The 12,717-nt window shown below is 58.9% G+C and carries 13 protein-coding genes; 4 read left to right on the forward strand and 9 right to left on the reverse strand.

The window, feature by feature from the left end; translation table 11 throughout:
- The first annotated feature begins 58 nt into the window (after positions 1–58).
- Entirely contained in the window at positions 59–748 is a 690-nt protein-coding gene (locus tag ACOYXE_RS27060; RefSeq protein ID WP_460926937.1) for an energy-coupling factor ABC transporter permease, read from the forward strand.
- A 65-nt stretch (positions 749–813) separates the two neighbouring features.
- Entirely contained in the window at positions 814–1,029 is a 216-nt protein-coding gene (locus ACOYXE_RS27065) for a hypothetical protein (RefSeq protein WP_038369048.1), read from the forward strand.
- Positions 1,030–1,034: 5 nt separating this feature from the next.
- Here ACOYXE_RS27065 and yacG read toward each other — a convergent pair whose 3' ends face one another.
- The 5 genes from yacG to pilB are packed head-to-tail and all read right to left on the reverse strand — an operon-like array spanning position 1,035 to position 5,646.
- Positions 1,035–1,235 carry a DNA gyrase inhibitor YacG gene (gene yacG, locus ACOYXE_RS27070; protein ID WP_160059462.1) on the reverse strand — a complete coding sequence of 67 codons (201 nt, stop codon included), beginning with the start codon at positions 1,233–1,235 and terminating at the stop codon, positions 1,035–1,037.
- Positions 1,232–1,855 (reverse strand): dephospho-CoA kinase, encoded by a 624-nt coding sequence (gene coaE, locus ACOYXE_RS27075; RefSeq protein WP_160059461.1) that lies wholly within the window; start codon positions 1,853–1,855, stop codon positions 1,232–1,234. The genes yacG and coaE overlap by 4 nt, the downstream gene beginning before the upstream one ends.
- Complete coding sequence (locus ACOYXE_RS27080; protein WP_160059460.1) at positions 1,852–2,724, reverse strand: prepilin peptidase; 873 nt, start codon at positions 2,722–2,724, stop codon at positions 1,852–1,854. The genes coaE and ACOYXE_RS27080 overlap by 4 nt, the downstream gene beginning before the upstream one ends.
- Position 2,725: 1 nt before the next feature.
- A complete protein-coding gene (locus ACOYXE_RS27085; protein WP_160059459.1) occupies positions 2,726–3,943 on the reverse strand; it encodes a type II secretion system F family protein in 1,218 nt (405 codons plus the stop codon).
- Between the two features lie 2 nt (positions 3,944–3,945).
- Positions 3,946–5,646, reverse strand: a complete 1,701-nt coding sequence (pilB, locus tag ACOYXE_RS27090; RefSeq protein ID WP_160059458.1) for a type IV-A pilus assembly ATPase PilB — start codon at positions 5,644–5,646, stop codon at positions 3,946–3,948.
- A 225-nt stretch (positions 5,647–5,871) separates the two neighbouring features.
- Between pilB and ACOYXE_RS27095 the strand changes: the two genes are divergently transcribed.
- The gene (locus ACOYXE_RS27095; RefSeq protein ID WP_160059457.1) at positions 5,872–6,294 is read left to right on the forward strand and encodes a pilin; all 423 of its coding nucleotides are present in this window, start codon (positions 5,872–5,874) and stop codon (positions 6,292–6,294) included.
- 297 nt (positions 6,295–6,591) lie between these two features.
- Positions 6,592–6,948 carry a BON domain-containing protein gene (locus ACOYXE_RS27100; protein WP_047600285.1) on the forward strand — a complete coding sequence of 119 codons (357 nt, stop codon included), beginning with the start codon at positions 6,592–6,594 and terminating at the stop codon, positions 6,946–6,948.
- 271 nt (positions 6,949–7,219) lie between these two features.
- On the opposite strand, the gene ACOYXE_RS27105 is transcribed toward ACOYXE_RS27100, so the two are convergent.
- The 4 genes from ACOYXE_RS27105 to ACOYXE_RS27120 form a co-directional block, all read right to left on the reverse strand.
- Entirely contained in the window at positions 7,220–7,516 is a 297-nt protein-coding gene (locus ACOYXE_RS27105) for a DUF2845 domain-containing protein (protein ID WP_160059456.1), read from the reverse strand.
- Entirely contained in the window at positions 7,516–10,467 is a 2,952-nt protein-coding gene (locus tag ACOYXE_RS27110; protein ID WP_460926943.1) for a DUF748 domain-containing protein, read from the reverse strand. Before ACOYXE_RS27110 ends, ACOYXE_RS27105 begins: the two co-directional genes overlap by 1 nt.
- Positions 10,468–10,687: 220 nt before the next feature.
- The gene (locus ACOYXE_RS27115) at positions 10,688–11,704 is read right to left on the reverse strand and encodes a class I SAM-dependent rRNA methyltransferase (protein WP_123593227.1); all 1,017 of its coding nucleotides are present in this window, start codon (positions 11,702–11,704) and stop codon (positions 10,688–10,690) included.
- 117 nt (positions 11,705–11,821) lie between these two features.
- The gene (locus tag ACOYXE_RS27120) at positions 11,822–12,691 is read right to left on the reverse strand and encodes an oxygenase MpaB family protein (RefSeq protein ID WP_405122858.1); all 870 of its coding nucleotides are present in this window, start codon (positions 12,689–12,691) and stop codon (positions 11,822–11,824) included.
- Positions 12,692–12,717 lie beyond the last annotated feature (26 nt).

Consider the following 12,717-nt stretch of genomic DNA (forward strand, 5'->3'; position numbering starts at 1 on the left):
TCAAAAGATCGCAGCCTTCGGCAGCTCCTACAGCTGAATGTCGATGGAGGGTGAGGGAATGATTGGAGCTGAACTGCTTTCGACGGCGAGCCTGACGCTCGGCTGGCTGATTTATGTGCCGGTGCTGCTCTGGGCGATTTTGCGTGCGCCGTGGGTCGAGTTGTTCAGTGACAGCCGGCGTCAGCATCTGTTGTTTGGCACCGTGTTCGCCTTGTTTCTGTTGTGGCTGGTGCGCAGGGATTTCGACACGGGCGTGTCTTATCACTTCATCGGCATGACGGCGGTGACATTACTGCTGGACTGGCCGCTGGCGATTGTCGGTGGTCTGGTCGCGCAGATCGGTCTGGTGCTACTGGGTCGTCAGGATCTGCTGGCCATCGGGGTTAATGGTTCGCTGCTGATTCTGTTACCGGTGTTGATCACCGAATGCGTGGCGATCCTCGTCGAGCGTTCTCAGCCACGCAATCCGTTCGTGTACATCTTCTGTTCCGGCTTCTTTGCCGCCGCGCTGTCAGCCCTGTTGTGCCTGATCCTCAGCTTGACGCTGCTGTGGTACGACGGTCTCTTTGCCATGCCGGAGTGGCTGGAAGATTTCATCGGTTATCTGTGGCTGCTGCTGTTTCCCGAGGCGTTCATCAACGGCATGATCGTCAGTGCCCTGGTGGTATTCAGCCCGGAATGGCTGGAGACCTTCAACCGCACACGCTACCTTTCGGCGCCGTGGAAGGACGACGATCCGAAGTCTTGATCCACATCAAACCCGCTGCGCGCGGGAAATTTCATGCTCGCACAAATCCCTTCAGGAGCAGCGGCATGAGCGTTTACGAGTGGGCAAGGCAGGAAACCCGGCAGAGTCTGGACATGGCGCAGGAGGTGGGCTTTGACCCGGGGTTGAGTTTGCGCGCCTTGCTCAGTGCGGTGGTGCAGCAGAGCAAGGCCGTGCGCAACGCCGAAGACCTGGCCGACGAGTTGCGTTTTCTCGCGGAAAACCTCGACGACAATCAGGACTACGGCTTTATGCGGCCCTGATCGGATCAGTGGCGCGGATCGAAATCGCCGGAAAACAGTTCATCTTCGGCGTCCGGTGCGACCGGAATCTTGTGTTCTTCCGACGCCCAGGCGCCGAGGTCGATCAGTTTGCAGCGATCGGAGCAGAACGGCCGAAACTTGTTTTCGGCAGTGAACTCCACGGGGGCGCCGCAGGTTGGGCATTCAACGGTTGGGGTCTGGCTCATGCATGGCCTCCGGATAATGTCAGGTATAAGTGATGCAGACGCTCGACCTCGCTGTGCAGCCAGGCGAGGTCGCGGTCGTTGACCACCACGTCGTCGGCACGATTCACGCGATCTTCGCGGCTCGACTGGGCCTTGAGGATCGCCTGAACCTGCTCTTCGCTGGTCTGGTCACGCTGCAAGGTGCGTTCGATCTGCAGTTGTTGCGGGGCGTCGATCACCAGAATGCGCTGAGTCATCGCGTATTGCCCGGATTCGATCAACAACGGCGAAACCAGAATCGCGTAAGGCGATTTTGCCAGCGCCAGGTGATGGGCGATTTCCTCGGCGATCAACGGATGCAGCAGGGCTTCGAGCCAGCGGCGTTCTTCCGGCACTTCAAAGATCAGTTTGCGCAGGGCGGCGCGATCCAGCGTGCCATCGGCCAGCAGCACGCCGGGGCCGAAGTGTTCGGCAATCTTTGCCAGCGCCGGACGCCCCGGCTCTACCACCCAGCGCGCCGCATGATCGGCATCCACCACGTGGATACCCAGATCAATGAAGTGCTGGGCCGCCGCGCTTTTGCCGCTGCCGATGCCGCCGGTGAGGCCGAGAATCCAGGATTTTTCCACAGGGGTATTCATTTCAAACCGACAAACTGCCAATAGAAGTCGGTTATTTGACCACCCCAGAGCAAGGCAATCCAGCCGGCAATTGCCAGATAGGGGCCGAAGGGGATGGGGGTCGAGGTTTTCTCATTACGCAAGCGCAGCAAAATCACCCCGATAATGGCGCCGACCAGCGATGACAACAGGATCGTCAGCGGCAAAATCTGCCAGCCGCCCCACGCTCCAAGCAACGCCAGCAGCTTGAAATCACCGTGGCCGATGCCGTCCTTGCCGGTCAGCAGTTTGAACAGCCAGAATACTGACCACAGCGCCAGGTAACCGGCCACCGCGCCCCACAGTGCATCGTGCAACGGCACGAACAAGCCGAAGCTGTTGACGATCAGCCCTAGCCACAGCAACGGCAGTACCAGCACATCGGGCAACAGTTGATGCTCGGTGTCGATCAGACTCATCGCCAGCAAACCCCAGGTGAGGACGATCAACAGGCACGCCGGCCAACCGAAACCGAAGTGCCAGGCGATGAAGGCCGAGAGCAACCCACAGGCCAGTTCGGTTAGTGGATAACGTTTGCTGATCGGTGCGGTACACGCAGAGCAGCGCCCGCGCAGCCACAGGTAACTCAACAGGGGAATGTTTTCCCACGGGCGAATCCGGTGGGCGCAATGCGGACATTCGGAGTGCGGCAGCATCAGGTTGTAAGTGGGCAGCGGCGTTTCACCAGGCAAACCGAGCACATCGTGGGCCTGCTGGCGCCAGTCGCGCTCGAGCATTTTCGGCAGACGCCAGATCAGCACGTTGAGGAAGCTGCCGACCACCAGACCCAGCAGCAGGGCGGTGAAGACAAAGGCCAGCGGATACAGGGCGAACAGTTCTTCGATAGGCATGTCAGATCGCTGAGCCAAGTTGGAAGATCGGCAAATACATGGCCACCACCAGCCCACCGACGATTACCCCCAGCACCACCATGATAAATGGCTCCATAAGGCTGGTGAGGTTGTCGACCATGTTATCCACTTCCTCTTCGTAAAACCCCGCGACCTTGTCGAGCATCTCATCCAGCGCGCCGGACTCTTCGCCGATCGCGGTCATTTGCACGGCCATGTTGGGAAAGACCCCGGTGCTGCGCATCGAAAAATTCAGCTGCATGCCGGTCGAGACGTCCTGACGAATCCGCAGCACAGCACGCTTGAACACCACGTTGCCGGTGGCGCCGGCCACCGAGTCGAGCGCTTCCACCAGCGGCACACCGGCAGCGAATGTGGTCGACAGGGTTCGAGCGAATCGCGCCACGGCGGATTTGTACATCAGCGTGCCCACCAAGGGCAGTTTCAATAGCCAGGTGTCTTTGCGATCGCGTAATGCCTGAGATGTTTTCAGTGCATGGCGAGTACCAAAGATCGTCACGACCAGCGCGCCGAGAATCGCCCACCACCATTGCTGCATGAATTCCGACAGACTGATCACCATCAGCGTGAAGGCCGGCAGCTCTGCGCCGAAACCGGAAAACACCGACTGAAACTGCGGCACCACTTTAACCAGCAGTATTCCGGTCACGACTGCTGCCACCAGCACCACGGCGGTGGGGTAGGTCATGGCTTTTTTGATCTTGGCCTTGAGCCGTTCGCTTTTTTCCTTATAGGTCGCGACCCGTTCCAGCAACGTGTCGAGTGCGCCGGACTGCTCGCCGGCGTCGACCAGATTGCAATACAACTCGTCGAAATACTGCGGCTTCTTGCGCAGGGCTGTGGCGAAGCTGTTACCGGCCGCGACCTCCTGCTTCACCTCGTCCACCAGTTTGCGCATGGCCGGGTTTTCAAAGCCTTCGCCAATGATGTCGAACGACTGCAGCAGCGGCACACCAGCCTTCATCATGGTCGCCATCTGCCGGGTGAACAGAGCAATGTCCTGGGCTTTGATGCGTTTGCCAAAGCTCAACAACGACGCGGTCTTCTTGCGTACTTTGCCGGGATTGATCCCCTGTTTACGCAGTTGTGCCTTGATCAGTGCAGGGTTCTGTCCACTTAATTCGCCAGTGACTTTGCTGCCTTTCCTGTCCGTGCCTTCCCAGGCATAAATGCTGATTTTCGCTGCCTTGACCGCCATGTTCAGTCCTTGGTGACCCGGTTGATTTCTTCAAGGCTGGTGATGCCTTGCATGGCCTTGTGCAGCCCGGAGGTGCGCAGGTCGTCGAAGCCGTCGCGGCGCATTTGAATGTCGATTTCCAGCGAGTTGCCTTCGGCCATGATCAAGCGTTGCAGCTCCGGTGTGTTTTTCACCACTTCATAAATCCCCACCCGTCCCTTGTAACCGCCGTTGCAGTGATCGCAACCGACCGGCTCGTAGATCGTGAAATGACCGATGCGTTCCTCGGGGAAGCCTTCCTTGATCAAAGTTTCGCGTGGGATCTCGATGGGCTTCTTGCAGTGGCTGCACAGTTTGCGCGCCAGGCGCTGGGCGATGATCAGACTGACCGACGTGGCGATGTTGAAACCGGGAATGCCCATGTTATGCAGGCGCGTCAGAGTTTCCGCGGCGCTGTTGGTATGCAGGGTCGAGAGCACCAGGTGACCGGTCTGCGCAGCCTTGATCGCGATCTCGGCGGTTTCCAGATCGCGGATCTCGCCGACCATGATCACGTCCGGGTCCTGGCGCAGAAACGAGCGCAGCGCCTGAGCAAAGTCGAGTCCTTGTTTGGGATTGACGTTGACCTGGTTGATGCCTTCCATGTTGATTTCCACCGGGTCTTCAGCGGTGGAGATGTTGATGTCGACGGTGTTGAGGATATTCAGGCCGGTGTACAGCGACACGGTTTTACCCGATCCGGTGGGCCCGGTGACCAGAATCATGCCCTGTGGCTGCTTGAGCGCGGCCATGTACAGGTCTTTCTGCTCTGGTTCATAGCCAAGGGCGTCGATGCCGATCTGCGCACTGGACGGGTCGAGGATCCGGATCACCACTTTCTCGCCCCACAGGGTCGGCAAGGTGTTGACGCGGAAATCGATCGACTTGCTCTTCGACAGACGCATCTTGATCCGCCCGTCCTGCGGTTTGCGCCGTTCCGAGATATCGAGGCTGGCCATGACTTTCAGGCGTGCGGCGATGCGCCCGGCCAGTTGAACCGGTGGCTTGGCCACCTCGCGCAGGATGCCGTCGGTGCGCACCCGCACCCGGTAGTTCTTCTCGTAAGGTTCGAAGTGCAAGTCGGATGAGCCGCTCTTGATCGCGTCTAGCAGCATCTTGTGAACGAAACGCACCACCGGCGCATCGTCGGCATCGAGGCCACCGATGGCCTCCTGTTTGCTGTCGTCGATTGATTCGACATCGAGGCCATCGAGATCGACATCGGCCATGTCTTCCAGGCCACTGGTGTGGGTGTCGAAGAACTTCTCGATGGCATCGGTGAGCTTGTCGTCCTCGACCAGAATGGCTTCGGTGCTCAGCCCGGTACTGAACTGAATGTCGTTGATCGCTTGATGATTGCTCGGGTCGGAAATCCCCACGAACAGCTTGTTGCCGCGTCGCCACAAAGGCAGGGCGTGATGCTGGCGTACGAGTTTTTCGCTGACCAGGCCTTTGGGCTGGGTTTCCTTGTCCAGACAGTTGAGATCGAGGAACGCCATGCCGAAGTGCTCGGAAGCGATCTCGGCGACCTGTGAGCTTTTCACCAGTTTGTTCTGCACCAGATAGCTGACCAGCGACAGGCGATTGCGCTGGGCCTGTTGCCAGGCTTGCTGGGCGCCTTTTTCCGTGAGCAGTTCGGCCTGCACCAATTGTTTGGCCAGACCGCTCAGAGCGATGTCATTCATGGGGATCCCGCACGCTTGCAGTTCATGACTTATAGCCTAGTCAAGTGACAGCGCCAAACACGCCCGGTGCAGGTGACAAAAATTGTCAGATAGTGCGGTTGCGGGTTGTAGGAAAAGGCGTTGTAGGGGGTTCGCGCCCAACGGGCTGGGCTTGGAGGCGTTGGCATGGCCTATGCTGCGTCCCTTGCAGATCATGAGATTTCGACTCATGCATGGAGCGTGTCTATGAAAAAACAACAAGGTTTTACTCTGATCGAACTGCTGATCGTGGTGGCGATCATCGGGATTCTGGCGACCATCGCCTTGCCGCAGTATTCCAAGTATCAGGCGCGGTCGAAGGTAACGGCGGGGCTGGCGGAGATCAGTGCGCTGAAGGTGCCGTTTGAAGACACCATCAATCAAGGAACCAATCCGACACTGGCCATCGTGAAGGGCGATGCGGCGACCTCGACATCCAATTGCGCGCTGACGGCCTCCGGTACTGCCGCCGATGGTGCGGGAACAATCGTTTGTACGATCGCCAACGCGCCAGCTCCTGTGCTGGGTAAAACAATCACTCTGACACGTACCGCCACCACTGGGTGGGCGTGTACTACAAACGTGTCGCCGGATTACTCGCCTAAAGGCTGCACCGCCAGTGGTACATAACTGGGTTGTGTGCTGACCAGAATGCCCCGCAATGCGGGGCATTTTTCATTGCGCAGCCGTTCACAAAAGCTTCAATAATTTCAGCGTCTTAGGAACTTTCCAAAAAACCGCAAGTTGCATGCGAATATTGTCCGGCTCATGCAAATTGCATGATTTCGAAAATTCGTGATAAGTATAACTTGTTGATTTATAAAGAAATTATATAGCTGCAAAAGTTGGCACAGCGTTCGCAACTACCTTGGTAACCCTGCTGACAAGACAACCAGCAGACTTTCCAGAAAAACAGGAGTTACTCGTATGAAGAAGTTCGCTATCACTGCCGCTGCTGCTACCGCGCTGACCCTGACCATGGCTTCCGGTGCATTCGCACAATCCACTCAGGCTACCCAGGCTCCAATGACTCTGGCTGCCGGTGAAGTCACCCAGGCTAAAGAAGCTACTTCTGACACTTGGATCACCACCAAAGTCAAAGCTGACTTGGTCACCGAAAAAGGCATTCCAGGCACTGACATCAAAGTAGAAACCAACAAAGGCGTTGTATCGCTGTCGTCGACTACTGCTGTAACTGAATCGCAGAAAGACGTTGCTGTTGCGATCGCCAAGAAAATCAAAGGCGTCAAAGCGGTCTCCGCTGACGGCCTGAAAGCCGAGTAAGGCATGACTTCTCGCCTGGACCGGGAGAAGGCGCGACAGACGGGCCGAGCAATACGTCTGCCGCAACTTTAGAGTTCATGCGAACGGTCACACGGATGTGACCATTACAGGCCCCGCCACTTGTGTCGGGGCCTGTTCTATTTCAGAGACAACACAAAACAAATGTAGGAGTGAGCCTGCTCGCGATAGCGGTGTGTCAGTCCGCAATTTGATTAGCTGACAGACCGCTATCGCGAGCAGGCTCACTCCTACAGGGGGAATCGGTGTCGGGTCAGTTACCGCGTTTGCTGTTGATCTGGCGCAGGCGATTGCCTTCGAAGCGCAGGTATTGAAACATGCCGTTACTTGGGCCGTAGGTCCATTCCTCGACCTGAAACTCCTCGCGGCGATTGGCGCTGCGCTTGTAGCCGAGCAAATCGCGACTGACCGGCTCACCGCACTTTTGCAGGACTTCGCTTGAGCGGTCGCCAAGGCTGATCAACTGACTGCCGCAGCGCAGGGTATCGGACGCCGAGGCGTGACTGGCCGCGAACGTCATTGCGATCAAGGCCAGCCACTGCGGTTTCATCACTCGGCATCCAGATGCATTTGCGTTACTACGCGGCCATCGCTCTCGGCTTCACCCAGATTGGCGTCGATGAAGTACACGCGGTCGTCTGCCAGTTGGCCTTTATCAACCAGATAATCCTTGATGCTGCTGGCACGGTCCTGACCCAATTGGCGCAGCAACACATCGCTGCCACTCCAGAACTGGATCACCCCTTCGCGCATCTTCGCCGTGCGTTCTTCCTTGCCCAGATCCTTCCATTCGGCCGGCGGCTGGGTTTTCAGGCGGGTGCGGTAAATGCCCTCGAGCAGTGGACCTTTCTCGCTGTCGGGCACTTGCAGCAGCGACGCCTGAGCCGGGACTTTATCGCCACGACGCTGGAGCATCTTGTAGTAGTTGTACTGGTATTCACGTTCCAGACGCTGCTCGGCGAGCAACGGGCCGTCACTGCTTTTGGCGGCCGTGCCTTCGATCTCCAGACGCAGTGCCGGACGCTCCTTCAGCGCCTGAGACAGTTTGATCAGCGCCGCTTCGGCATCCTTGCTCAACTCGCTGGAACCCGGAGCAAACGACACGGTGCCAAGGTCTTGCGAACTGCCACCACTGATCAGGCCGCCAATCATCTTGAATGGCGCGGCGGCGGCTTTGACGATCAGGTTGCGCAGGGTCTGCCAGACAATCGGCATCACGCTGAACTGCGGGTTGTTCAAGTCGCCGGTCACCGGCAATTCGATGGAGATCTTGCCGTCGACATCCTTGAGCAAGGCAATCGCCAATTTCAGCGGCAGGCTCACGGCATCCGGGCTGTCGACTTTTTCGCCGAGCTGCAATTGCTCGACCACCACTTTGTTTTCGGCTTTGAGCTGGCCCTTGGTGATCAGGTAATGCAGGTCGAGGTTGAGCCGGCCTTTGCGGATGCGGTACCCGGCGAATTTGCCGGAGTAGGGCGTCAACGTGGTCAGCTCGACGCGTTTGAAACTGGTAGCGATGTCGAGGCTGGCCATCGGGTCGAACGGATTCACCGCGCCCTTGATGGTCACCGGTGCATAGCGGTCGACCTTGCCTTTGATGTCGACGCTGGCCGGTTTCGCCTGACGGCTGTCGATGGTGCCGATCTGGCCGTTGAGCTGCTGCACGGCGGTGGCGAAGTTCGGCGTCAGGCTGAAGTCGGCGAAGTTGGCCGAGCCGTCGTTGATGGCGATGCTGCCAATGTGAATGCCCAGCGGTTTTTCGTTGCTGGCCGGTTTCGCCGCTGTGGTTTTGGTGCCGCTGTCGGCGGGCTGCGGAATCAGCAGATCGTCAATGTTGGTGGTGCGATCATCGTTGATCATGAACCGCACATAAGGCTGGAACAGGTTGACCTTGTCGATCGACAGGCTGTCGCCGTGTTGATAATTCAGGCCTTCGACGACCACCTGCTGCCACTTGAGGAAGTCGCGGGTTTTCAGAGTGTCGAGGGTGTGCAGTTGATCGATCTGCGCCCGTCCGGTGACGCTGAGCGCCAGCGGTTCGGTGCTTTTCAGATTGACCTTCAGATCACTGCCGAGCATGCCGCTGCGCAGTTCCAGGCGAATGAACGGGTTGATGTAGGACTGTGCGACGCGCAGGTCGATGTCCTGGGTTTTCACATTGAGCTGGGCGTTGACCGGGGCGAGATTGACGGTGCCGTCGGCCGTGATCTTGCCTTGCTTGCCCACGCCGCTATCGAGCTTGAGCTGGAAGGGCGAACCGTTGAGGCTGTCGAAGTCTTGCAGGTCGACGTTCAGCGGGGTGATATCCAGTGCCACCGCAGGTGTTGCCGAACGGTCGGCCAGATGCACGGTGTAGTTACGCAATTGCACGTCTTTGAGCAGCACCTGCCAAGGCTTGCTCGGCGCAGTGGGTTCAGCTTTTGGCGAGTCGGCAGCGGCCGGCGTGTCTGCCGGTTCTGCGGCGGCTTTGGCGGCGGGTTTCGACGGTTGGCTGGCGAACAGTTTCTGCCAGTCCAGTTGTCCGTCGGCTTCAAGGGCTGCCCAGGTTTCCAGTTTGTTGCTGCGGATCTTGCCGACCACGACTTGTTGCTTGGCCAGATCCACCGAGGTTTCGCTGACGTCGAGGCGTTCGAGTTTCGCCAGTGGCCGTCCGTCCGGGGCTTTGATGGCAAACGGCGCGATGCTCACCGCCACGTTGTTCAACTGCAGTTCGGTTTCTTTCGACAGATTGAGTTTGTATTCGCTGCTGAGACTGATCACACCGTCTTCAAGCACCAAGGGCACTGAATCACGCACGTAGGGCCAGAAGGCTTTCATCTTGCCGTCGGTGACTTTCAGGGTGCCTTCGGAGGTGAACGGGATCAGGCTGAAATTGCCACTCCAGTCGATCCGGCCGCCAGCGGGGCCGATGGCGACCAGGGTCATGTCGGCGCTGTCTTCGGGGAGGGTGCTGAGGTTTTTCAGTTCGAAGCTGAGGTCATCGTAGAGAAACTCGATGGGTTCGCTCGGGCGCACGTCTTCAAAGTGCACGACGCCGCCAGCCAGTTTGATGTTGTCGATGCGCAGCGGGAACGGTTTGGCGTTGGGGTCGGCTGGTGTTGGCTCACTGGCCGGCACATTGAACAGGCCCAGCAGGTTGAGCTTGCCGTCTTTGGCGAACAGGATTTCGCTCTTCGGCTTGTCCAGCTCGATGTTCGCCAGATGCAGGGCTTTGGTCCACAGGCTGTCGATTTGCAGGTCGGCGTACAGGCGATCGAAACCGATCTGTTCCTTGCCCGGCTCGCCAATGACCAGCCCCCACAGGGTGACTTCAAGGCTGAACGGGTTGAGTTCGACACGCTGGATATGCGCAGGCACCGTGGCGTAATTGGCCAGTTGTTGATTGGCCACACGCAGGGCGATGCCTGGCAAAATCAGAAACCCCAGCAGGCTGTAGAGGGCCAGAGCAGTCAACAGGGCGCCAATCGCGCGAATCAATCCTTTGGGCATGTGCGGCTTCATCTGTCTGAATCGGAGTGCCTTGGAGTATGGCACGCGATTCTGGTTCCGAAGTACCTCGCATGGAGCAGGATTGTTCAGATTCTTCTGTCGGAACGCTTTCCATGTGGGAGCGAGCCTGCTCGCGAAGGCGTCATACCAGTCGCTCTATTAGTTGGCTGATGCTCCGCGTTCGCGAGCAGGCTCGCTCCCTCATTGGACAGTTGTCAGCCGCGCGGTCGGATCAGAGCTGCAGGATCAGGGTTTTCAGCGGCGGTTGCTGGTCCATGGACGGGAAGTCGGCGCCCGGTGTCATCACGCTCCACTCACGTACCGGTCGCCCAGCCTTCTCGGCGCAGCGCAGCACCTGCTCGCGCCAGTCGTCCATGCTGACTTTCGCCAGGTTGTTGCAGCAGATCAGCACGCCGTTGTCGGCGGTGGTCAGCAGGGCCGGTTTGAGCAGGCTCTGGTAGTCGCGCAGTAAATCGACAGTGCCGAATGCGCTCTTGGCCCACGCGGGCGGGTCGAGCAGGACCAGGTCGTATTGGCGCTGATCGAGGCGTTGGTAGCTCGGCAGTTTCTGCCCGCGACGCTGGCTGATCGGCAGGCCGGCGAGTTGGCGAATGGCCGGGAAGTAGTCCGACTGGATGAACTCCATCTCGGGCAACTGCGGGTTGAGCAGACCGTTTTCGCGACCGACCGCCAGATTGCCTTCGGCGAAATCCAGGTTGCACACTTCACGCGCGCCACCGGCGGCCGCACTGAGGCCGACGCCGCAGGTGTAGGCGAACAGGTTGAGCACGGATTTGCCTTTGGCGTGATCCTTGACCCAGCCGCGCGTGTTGCGCAGGTCGAGGAACAGCAGCGGGTCTTGTCCGGCATGGCGACCGCGCACCCGGTAGTTCAGACCCCATTCGTGACCGACCAGATCGGCCAGCGCGGCGTCTTCGGCTTTGTAGACGCTGTCTTCACGATCAATGCGCGAATTGCCACGGGAGCGGTCGTTGTAGACCAGCAACGTTTCCAGCCCCAGGCTCTGATTAACCATCGCGTGCAATTGCAGCAGGTCATCGCGCTCGAGCGTCTGGTGGAAGCTTTGCACCAGCAGTTGCGGGCCATAGCGGTCGATAGTCAGACCGCCGGCGCCTTCCTGGCTGCCGTGGAACAGCCGATAGCAATCGGTGCCCTGGCGGTGCAACTCGGCCAGCAGATCCTGGCGTTGATCGAGGGCGGCGCGCAGCGCCTGATTCAAGGAAGACATGCGGGCGCCTTGCTGGAGAGAATGGGGGCGCGGGAGTTTAGCAGTTACTGAGCGGCAAGCTCCAAGCTTCAATCCCCAAGCTTAAATCTTGCAGCTTGCAGCTTGCGGCTCTGAGCGTCAGCTCAGCCCCATCCGGCGTTTGGCGCGTTGCACCGAACCATTGCGCATCGCCCAGCGCAGCATCGGTGCGCTGCGTTTGACACTGGCGCGAATCAACTGGCGCTGCAGCGAACTCTGTCGCACATCAAGCATATCGCTGGCCCAATCCGGCAACAGATCGATACCGGCCTTCATCATCAGATCGCCAAACGGTCGCGCCAGAACACTCGGCGCCGGTGCGTCGAGCAACAAGCGCAAAACCTCACGGCTGCGCTCATCGCACAGCAACTGCGGGCGCATGCGTTGCAGATAATCGGCTACGGCTTGCCGCGATTTCGGCACATCCCGCGCACCGAGGCGTTCGGCAATCACGGCGATTTCCGCGTAATAACGATCCTGATCCGCCCCCGACAACTGCGGATTGCGATAACGCAAATGCGCCGCCAGAAAGTTACTGACTTCAGCCACGTGCACCCACGTCAGCAAATCCGCATCGCTGGCCGCATAAGGCCGGCCATCCGGCGCGGTGCCGACGACTTGCAGGTGAATGGTGCGTACCTTCTCGATCAACCAATCTGCATCGCGGCGCGAGCCAAACGTGGTGCCGGAAACAAACTGGCTGGTACGCCGCAAGCGCCCGAGCATGTCCTGGCGAAAATTCGAATGATCCCAAACCCCGGCCAGTGCCAGTGGATGCAGGGCTTGCAGCAACAACGCGCTGATCCCGCCGATCAACATGCTGCTGAAATCGCCGTGCACTTGCCAACTGACCGAGTCGGGGCCGAACAGGCCGGGATCGCCCTTGGGGTTTTCCAGATCGAGTTGGCCGAGGGACAGCCCGGTCAGGCTCATGAGTTGGTTTTCAATACGACTGCGGATGAATTCCATGACCACTCAGTGCGAAAGGGCGGGCG

The sequence above is a fragment of the Pseudomonas sp. MC6 genome, assembly GCF_054790575.1.